The organism is Rhizobacter sp. (assembly GCF_035702065.1).
GTDB lineage: Bacteria > Pseudomonadota > Gammaproteobacteria > Burkholderiales > Burkholderiaceae_C > Rhizobacter.
Window position 1 is genome coordinate 1 of the sequence record NZ_DASSRA010000226.1, and the last position, 7,213, is coordinate 7,213.

General features: G+C 70.2%; 5 protein-coding genes and 1 tRNA gene. 4 read left to right on the plus strand and 2 right to left on the minus strand.

The features are described from left to right. The coding region (locus tag VFL64_RS10450) for a tannase/feruloyl esterase family alpha/beta hydrolase (protein WP_489540313.1) at window positions 1–2,689 on the minus strand (2,689 nt) is incomplete at its 3' end. Window positions 2,690–2,956: 267 nt separating this feature from the next. Between VFL64_RS10450 and VFL64_RS10455 the strand changes: the two genes are divergently transcribed. From VFL64_RS10455 to VFL64_RS10470, 4 genes are all read left to right on the plus strand, one after another. Continuing rightward, complete coding sequence (locus VFL64_RS10455) at window positions 2,957–4,918, plus strand: helix-turn-helix domain-containing protein (protein WP_489540314.1); 1,962 nt, start codon at window positions 2,957–2,959, stop codon at window positions 4,916–4,918. Between the two features lie 88 nt (window positions 4,919–5,006). Next, on the plus strand, window positions 5,007–5,210 hold the full coding sequence (locus tag VFL64_RS10460) for a hypothetical protein (RefSeq protein ID WP_489540315.1): 204 nt from the start codon (window positions 5,007–5,009) through the stop codon (window positions 5,208–5,210). A gap of 5 nt (window positions 5,211–5,215) precedes the next feature. Then, window positions 5,216–5,656, plus strand: coding sequence for a LexA family protein (locus VFL64_RS10465; RefSeq protein WP_489540316.1), 441 nt, complete (start codon window positions 5,216–5,218; stop codon window positions 5,654–5,656). A 17-nt stretch (window positions 5,657–5,673) separates the two neighbouring features. Further along, complete coding sequence (locus VFL64_RS10470; protein WP_489540317.1) at window positions 5,674–6,996, plus strand: Y-family DNA polymerase; 1,323 nt, start codon at window positions 5,674–5,676, stop codon at window positions 6,994–6,996. Window positions 6,997–7,091: 95 nt separating this feature from the next. On the opposite strand, the gene VFL64_RS10475 is transcribed toward VFL64_RS10470, so the two are convergent. Further along, window positions 7,092–7,170, minus strand: a tRNA-Ile gene (locus tag VFL64_RS10475). Between the last annotated feature and the right edge of the window lie 43 nt (window positions 7,171–7,213).

Here is a 7,213-nt window from a genome sequence, read left to right on the forward strand (position 1 = left end):
GCGCGAGCTGCGTCACCACCGTCTGCCAGATCGTGTCGGCGCTCTTGGCACGCACGTAGGTGGCGATCTCCGCCGGCGTCTTGGAGGCGATGTAGGCCGAGGCGGCCGTGAGGTTTGCCGCCAGCCCGTCGGCGATCACCAGCCGCGCCAGGAAGTAATCGGCCTGGCCGCGGAAGTCCGACGGGGCGGCCATGGTCGCGATGCTGCCGGCCGGCAGCTCGCTGGCCGGCGAGAGCCCGCCGCTGATCGGCAGCAGCTTGTGCACGATCGCCGGGTTGGCGGCCACGACGAGCGGCGAGGTCATCACCGCGAAGACGTTCACCGCGCCGGCCGACTGGCCCATCAGCGTCACGTTGCCGGCGTTGCCGCCGAAGTTGGCGACGTTGCGGTTGACGAACTGCAGCGCCTTGATGATGTCGAGGATGGCGAAGTTGCCGGAGTCGTCGAGCGCGTTGGTGCCGCTCTTGAGCTGCCCGAGGTTGAAGAAGCCGAGCAGCCCGAGCCGGTAGTTCACCGACACGACCACGGCGTTGGCGGTGCGCGCGAGGTTGGCGCCGTCGTACATCGGGTCGGCGGTGTAGCCGGTGATGTTGCTGCCACCGTGCACCCACACGATGACCGGCAGGTTGGTGGCGGCGCTCGCGGGGCGCCAGACGTTGAGGTACAGGCAGTCCTCCGAGCCGACGGTCTGGCCCAGCGAGCTGCCGATGGTCGCGTCGTAGCGGTTGTTCAGGCCCGGGCCGTAGAGCCGGCCGGCCGACGAGCAGGCATTGCCGAAGGTCTGGGTGTAGCGCGGCGTGGTCCAGGCGTCGGCCTCGGCCGGCGCGCGCCAGCGCAGGTCGCCGACCGGCGCCTTCGCATAGGGCACGCCCTTCCAGGCGTAGGTGCCGCTGCTGGCCGAGAGGTCGCTGCCGACCACCGTGCCCAGGTGGGTGCTGCGCTGCGTGGGCGGCACGTCTTCGTAGGGCACGCAGGTGAAGGACGCGGCGGCGTTGACGTCACCGCTGCCGCTGTAGCGCGCCCACTTGGGGTACTCGCACAGCGGCCGGGTGCGGCCGACGCTGCCCGAGGCGGTGTCGCCCATCACCTGAGCCGTCGGCGCGGTGCCCTGCTCGACCCAGGCCTCGAGCGTGCTCAGCGAATCCCAGGCCACGTTGAAGGCCGTGGCGAGCGCATGGCCGTAGCCCGGGGCCTCGTAGTAGCGCACGAACTTGGCCACTTCGGCGGGGCCCATGCGGGCCTGCAGGCGCTGGTAGTACTCCTCGGTGCCGCGCGAGCTGACGAGCACGTCCGACAGGCCGTGCGCGAGCAGCAGCTTGCCGCCCTTGGCCGCGAAGGCGTCGAGGTCGACCGGCACGTCGAGCAGGGTTGACAGCTCGCTCAGGCGCGGGCCCCAGGGGCCGGGGTTCTCGGGGTCGAGCGAGAGCGAGTCGTAGCCGACGTCGTGGGTCACGCCGTAGCGGATCATCGCGTCGAGCTGCCGGCTGATGTAGGGCGCGGTGCTCGGCATCGGGTGCGCCGGCTGCGAGGTGTTGAGGTTGAGGAAGGTGATGGTCGGCTGCAGCGGGCTCGGGTTGCTGGTGATGCCGAGGTCGGCGCCCCACACGTTGTAGCCCGGGTAGCCGGTTTCGCCGCTGGCCAGCGTGAAGTTGAAGCGCGTCGAGGCGTTCATTGCCTTCAGCGTGGCGATCTGCACGTCGGACAGGCAGGTGTCGCCCGTGTCCGCGCCATCGGGGCAGCGCAGCGGCGTGCCGTTGAACGAGGCGGTCGCCGGGTCGAAGAGGGCGTTGCAGCGGTTCTGGTTGCTGATGAGTCCGTCGACGAGGCCGTCGAGGCCGTCGCAGGCCTGCAGCGCCGCGTCGTAGACCAGCTTGCGCTTGGGCGTGTTCGGGTAGGCGCCGGGCTGCGCCAGTGCGCGGTTCGCGCGGTGGCCGGCGAGCATCGCCGACATCTGCTTCCATGCCGGGTACCAGGCGATGACGCCTGTCCAGTCGTCGGGCCAGCGCGTGGCCACCTCCAGCGCCTCGCGCCCGCCGGTGGAGCCGCCGGCGAAGTAGGACTGCTGGATCGTTGCTGTGCCATAGCGCGCCTTGATCAGGAAGGCGGACGCGTCGCGCGTCTTCTTCAGCGCCTCGCCGGCCCAGTTGCGCAGCATCTCCTCGTTGAGCAGGAAGGCGCCGTCGAGCGAGCCCAGCGCGCCGCCCTGGTGGCCGCCATTGCTCGCGAACACGGCGTAGCCGCGGCCGATCGGCAGGGGCTGGTCGGCCGGCCCGGCCGGCACGTTGCCGACCACGTTCGGGATGCTGCCGTCGAAACCGCCGCCGCCGAACATCATCGCCTTGCCGTTCCAGGTCGTCGGCATCGCGACGCGGAACTGGATCGCTTCGGCCACGGTGTCGATCGGCGCGATCGCGCCGTTGACGAGGCAGTGCTCAGGGATCACGCGTGCACCGCTGCCCGAGGCCGCCACCACGGTGGCCGACGTGACCGTGCCGCCACCGGTGGGCAGGCCGATGGCGCTCGCCGGGATGGCCATGCCGGCGAGGTCCGCGCAGGCGAGCGGCGCTGCGGGCGGCGGTGATGCGGGCGGGCTGTCGCTGCCGCCGCCGCAGGCGGTGAGCGCCGCGGTGACGGCGGCTGTGGCGACCGCCGCGAACGCGAGGCGCAGCGCGTGAGGTACTGGGTGCATGGTGTCTCCTGGTCTTGTGTGTTGGGGCAACCCCGCGGTGCAGGAACCCGCAAAGACAAGAGTCCCGGGCTGTCGGCACGCGAAGGCAGTGTCGAAGCGCGCTTGTCGGCGCTCAATGTCATGACGGCACACCCGCAGGCCGTCTGCGATGTGCGCGAGGTCCACCGCGAAAACCCGGAGGCGGTTTGCCCTGATCGGCGCGGCAGCAGCGCCTGGCCTCTGCTAGCCTGTCCCGCCGCCGAGCGACGAGAACGACGAGAGCGAACCATGAGCGCAGCCCCCGACCCCCCACGCGGCGAGCCGATCGACGCCCGTCTGATCCAGCTGCTGCACCAGGACGCGCCGGCCGAGGTCTTCGCCCAGCACCTGGCCGAGGCAGAGGCCTTGCCCGACGACACGCCTGGCAAGTCGGCCCAGACCGAGCTCGTGCGCATGGCGATGGCGGTGCGCAACCGGCTCGAGCTGCTGCAGCAGCGCGAGCAGGGCATGCTGGCCGTGATCGAGTCGGCGCAGGATCTCTCCAGCCGCCTGAACCTCACCAGCCTGCTGCGCGCCATCGTCTCGAAGGCGCGCAACCTGCTCGGCTCGGACCTCGCGTGGCTGTCGACCCACGATGCCGAGAGCGGCGAGTTCCACGTGGTGGTGGCAGAAGGCGGGCTGTCGCGCAGCGTGACCGACATGGTCGCGCGGCGCGACCGCGGCGTCGTCAGCGTCGTGATGAGCACCCAGCTGCCGTTCACCACGCCGGATTACCTGCACGACCGCCGCTTCGCGCACGACGCCCGGCTCGACGACACCTTCCGCGACGAGGGCATCACTGCGCTGGTGGGCGTGCCGCTGATCTGGGACGGCGAGGTCACCGGCCTGCTGTTCGTGGCCGACCGCTACCACCGCGTGCACACCGCGCAGAGCATCTCGATCCTGTGCACGCTGGCCACGCACGCCGCCGTCGCGCTGCGCAATGCGCGCGACTTCGAACGCGCCAGCGAGGCACTGGCCCATGCCGACGCGGCACGCGCCGAGCTGGAGCGGCACCTGCGCAGCATCCAGGCCGCGGCCGATGCCCATGAACAGATGACTTCGCTGCTGTCGCGCGGGGCCTCGCTGGCGACGCTGTGCAGCTCGGTGGCGCAGCTGCTCGGCGGCAGTCTCTTGATACTGGACGAAGCCGCCCAGGCGATCGCCCGCGGCGCCGCGGAGACCTACACCGGCGAGGCGGCCCAGAACTACGCCCCGCACGGCGAGCACAGCGCCGACATCGCGCGTGCGCTGCGCCTGAGCCGCCAGACCGGCCGCTCGGTCCAGGCCTACGAAGTGGGTGACGAACGCTGCCGCGTGATGCCGGTGATCGGCGGTGATGACATCCTCGGTTCGGTCGCCCTCTTCCACCGCGGCGAGCTCGAGGAGCTGGCGGTGCGCACGCTGGAGCGCAGTTCCAGCGTCATCGGCATCGTGCTGCTCTCGCAGGAGCGCATGGAGGCGAACAAGAGCCGCGGGGTTGCGGCGCTGCTGCGCGCGCTGGTGTCGCCGCGCCAGGACGAGGCCGCGCTGATGGCCGACCGGGCCGCGCGGCTCGGCGTCGACCTCGCCCAGCCGCTGGCGCTGCTGCTGGTCGAGATGGACCACCCGAGCGCGGGCTACGCGGCGCGGCGCTTTCGCGCCTTTCCGCCGCAGGACGGCGTGCTGGTCGACGACATCGACGGCGTGCTCGTGATGCTGTGTGCTGCGAGCCGCGCGCCGGAGCTGCGCCAGCTCGCGACCCAGTGGGCCAGCAGCGAGATGGCGGCCGTGCACCGCGGCGTGGCGTCACGGCCGATCGCGACGGTGGGGGAGATCCCGGCGGTTTACGCCACCATGCGCCGCGCCCTGGGCGTTCTCCGGCGCATGGGGGTGCAGGGCCACGTGATCGGCCAGAACGAGCTGGCGCTGTACTCGACGCTGTTCGAGACGCACGACCGCGGCAGCCTGGAGACCTTCCTCGAGGCCACCATCGGCGCCCTGACCTCGCACGACCGCAAGCGCGGCACCGAACTTGCGGCCACGCTGCTGTGCTACTTCGACTGCAACCAGAACGCCACGACCACGGCGCAGCGGCTGGGCATCCACGTCAACACGGTGCGCCAGCGCCTGGCCACGACCGAGGACCTGATCGGCCACTGGGGCAGTGCCACGCGCGCGCTCGAACTCCACATCGCGTTGCGACTCTGGCACCTCGGCTCGCCAGCGTGACCGCCTTGCCCGGCACGATTTGGCCCTGGAAATCATGGCTGTATGGATATACAGTGCGTTCTCCAGCCCCCGTTTCAAGAGTCCTGTGATGAACGCGCCCCTGTTGCCCGAGGTATTCCTCGGCCTTGATGCCTTGAATGAGCCCCAGTTGCCGCTGGCCGCAGAAGGGGTGCAGCGCTACGTCTGGGAGGGCCGGTTCGGCGCCATGCTGATCGAGGTCCGGGACGGCCACGCCTACGTGAACGGGCAGCGCGTCGAGCCCTTGATGCAGCCCTCGCCCGCGCAGGAGTAGCCGGCATGGACGATTCGTCTGCGGCTCCCTCCGCCCGTGTCGGCCGAGACCGCACGCCCGCGGCGCAGCCGCCTCGCACCAGCGTCGCCGTCAGCTTCGGGTCGCCCGCCAGCGAATCCGGCGTCACGCGCCTGGACCTGAACGACATCTTCATCCGCAACCAGCAGGCCACCTTCATGATGCGCGTGGCCGGCCACGCGATGCGCGAGGCCGGCATCGACGACGGCGACATCGTCCTGGTGGACCGCGCCGTCGCGCCGGCCTGCGGCCATGTGGTGGTCGCCGTGGTCGAGCACGAGTTCATCTGCCGCCGCCTGGCGCGGAGCGGTGCCGCCTTCAGCCTGAGCGCCACCGACCCGGCCGTGGCCGACATCCACCCGCGCGAAGGCCAGGAGTTCGCGCTCTGGGGTGTCGTCACGACCGTGATGAAGTCGCTGCCGGTCTGACCGGCCTGGGGCCAGCCGTGTTCGCGCTCGTCGACGTCAACAACATGTACGTCAGCTGCGAGCGGGTGTTCCGGCCCTCGCTCATCGGCCGGCCCGTGGTCGTGCTGTCGAACAACGACGGCGCCTGCATCGCACGCAGCAACGAAGCCAAGGACCTGTGCGTGAAGATGGCGCAGCCCTGGTTCGAGGTGCGTCACCTCGAACGCTCGGCCGGGCTCATCGCACTGTCCGCCAACTTCGAGGTCTACGGCGACATGTCCAGCCGCATGATGGCGCTCGCCGCGCAGTACGCACCGCGCCAGGAGATCTACAGCATCGACGAGTGCTTCCTCGACTTCGAGGGCGTGCGCGGCGACCTGGTCGCCATCGGGCGCGACCTGCGCAGCACCGTGCTGCAGTCAACCGGCCTGCCGACCAGCGTGGGCATCGGGCCGACCAAGACACTGGCCAAGCTGGCCAACCACGTGGCCAAGACGGCCGACCGCAAGCCCGGCAGCTACCCGGCAGCGGTCGCACAGGTCTGCCACTTCGGGCAGATGGGACGGGCCGAGCTCGACGACATCCTGCGCAACACCGAGGTCGGCAACGTCTGGGGCGTCGGGCGCAAGACCACCGCCCGCCTCCACGAGGGCGGCATCCGCAGCGTGCTCGACCTCGTCCGTGCCGACGTGAGCTCGCTGCGCCGGCAGTTCAGCGTGGTGCTGGAGAAGACCGTGCTGGAGTTGCGCGGCACCTCCTGCCTCGACGTGGACGATGCGCCCGCACCCAACCAGCAGATCATGTGTTCGCGCTCCTTCGGTGAGCCGGCAACCGAGCTGACCGCGCTCACCGAGATCGTCAGCGGCTTCGCGTCGCGGGTGGCCGAGAAGCTGCGTGCGCAGCAGAGCGTGGCAGCCGCCGTGCGCGTGTTCATCACCACCAGCCCGTTCCGCCGCAAGGACGCCCAGCACAGCCCAAGCATCACCCTGCCCGTTCGGCCGACGGCGGACACGCGGGTGCTCATCGCGGCCGCGGTGCGGGCGCTCGAAGCCATGTACCGGCCGGGCTTCAACTATGTCAAGGCGGGCGTGATGCTGGTCGACCTGAGCCCGCAGGCGCAGTCGCAGGTAGAACTCGACCTGTTCACGACGGCATGCGAGCCGTCGGTCGACGACACGAGCAAGGCGACGGCGCGTCTGATGACGGCCGTGGATGCCTTGAACCAACGCTTCGGCTTGGGCGCCGTGTCGGTGGCGAGCACGCTTCGGCAGGGACAGGCAGCGCGTCATGCGTCGAAGCAGGAAAGACGCTCGCCGCGGTACACCACACGGCTGGCGGAGATGGCGGCCGTGAAGGCGTGAACCGACAAGGTCGCGCCGCTGGTCCGCGGCTACAGCACGTCGAGTTCTGCGAAAAGCAAAACGCCCAGTCTCGGGACTGGGCGCTTGTTTGTCAGTGGTAGGCCGCCCGTGAGTCGAACACGGCACCAACAGATTATGAGTCTGCTGCTCTAACCAATCATGAGCTAGCGGCCCGAAGGCCCGCATTGTAGGTAGCTACTTCACGCTCAAGGCGTTG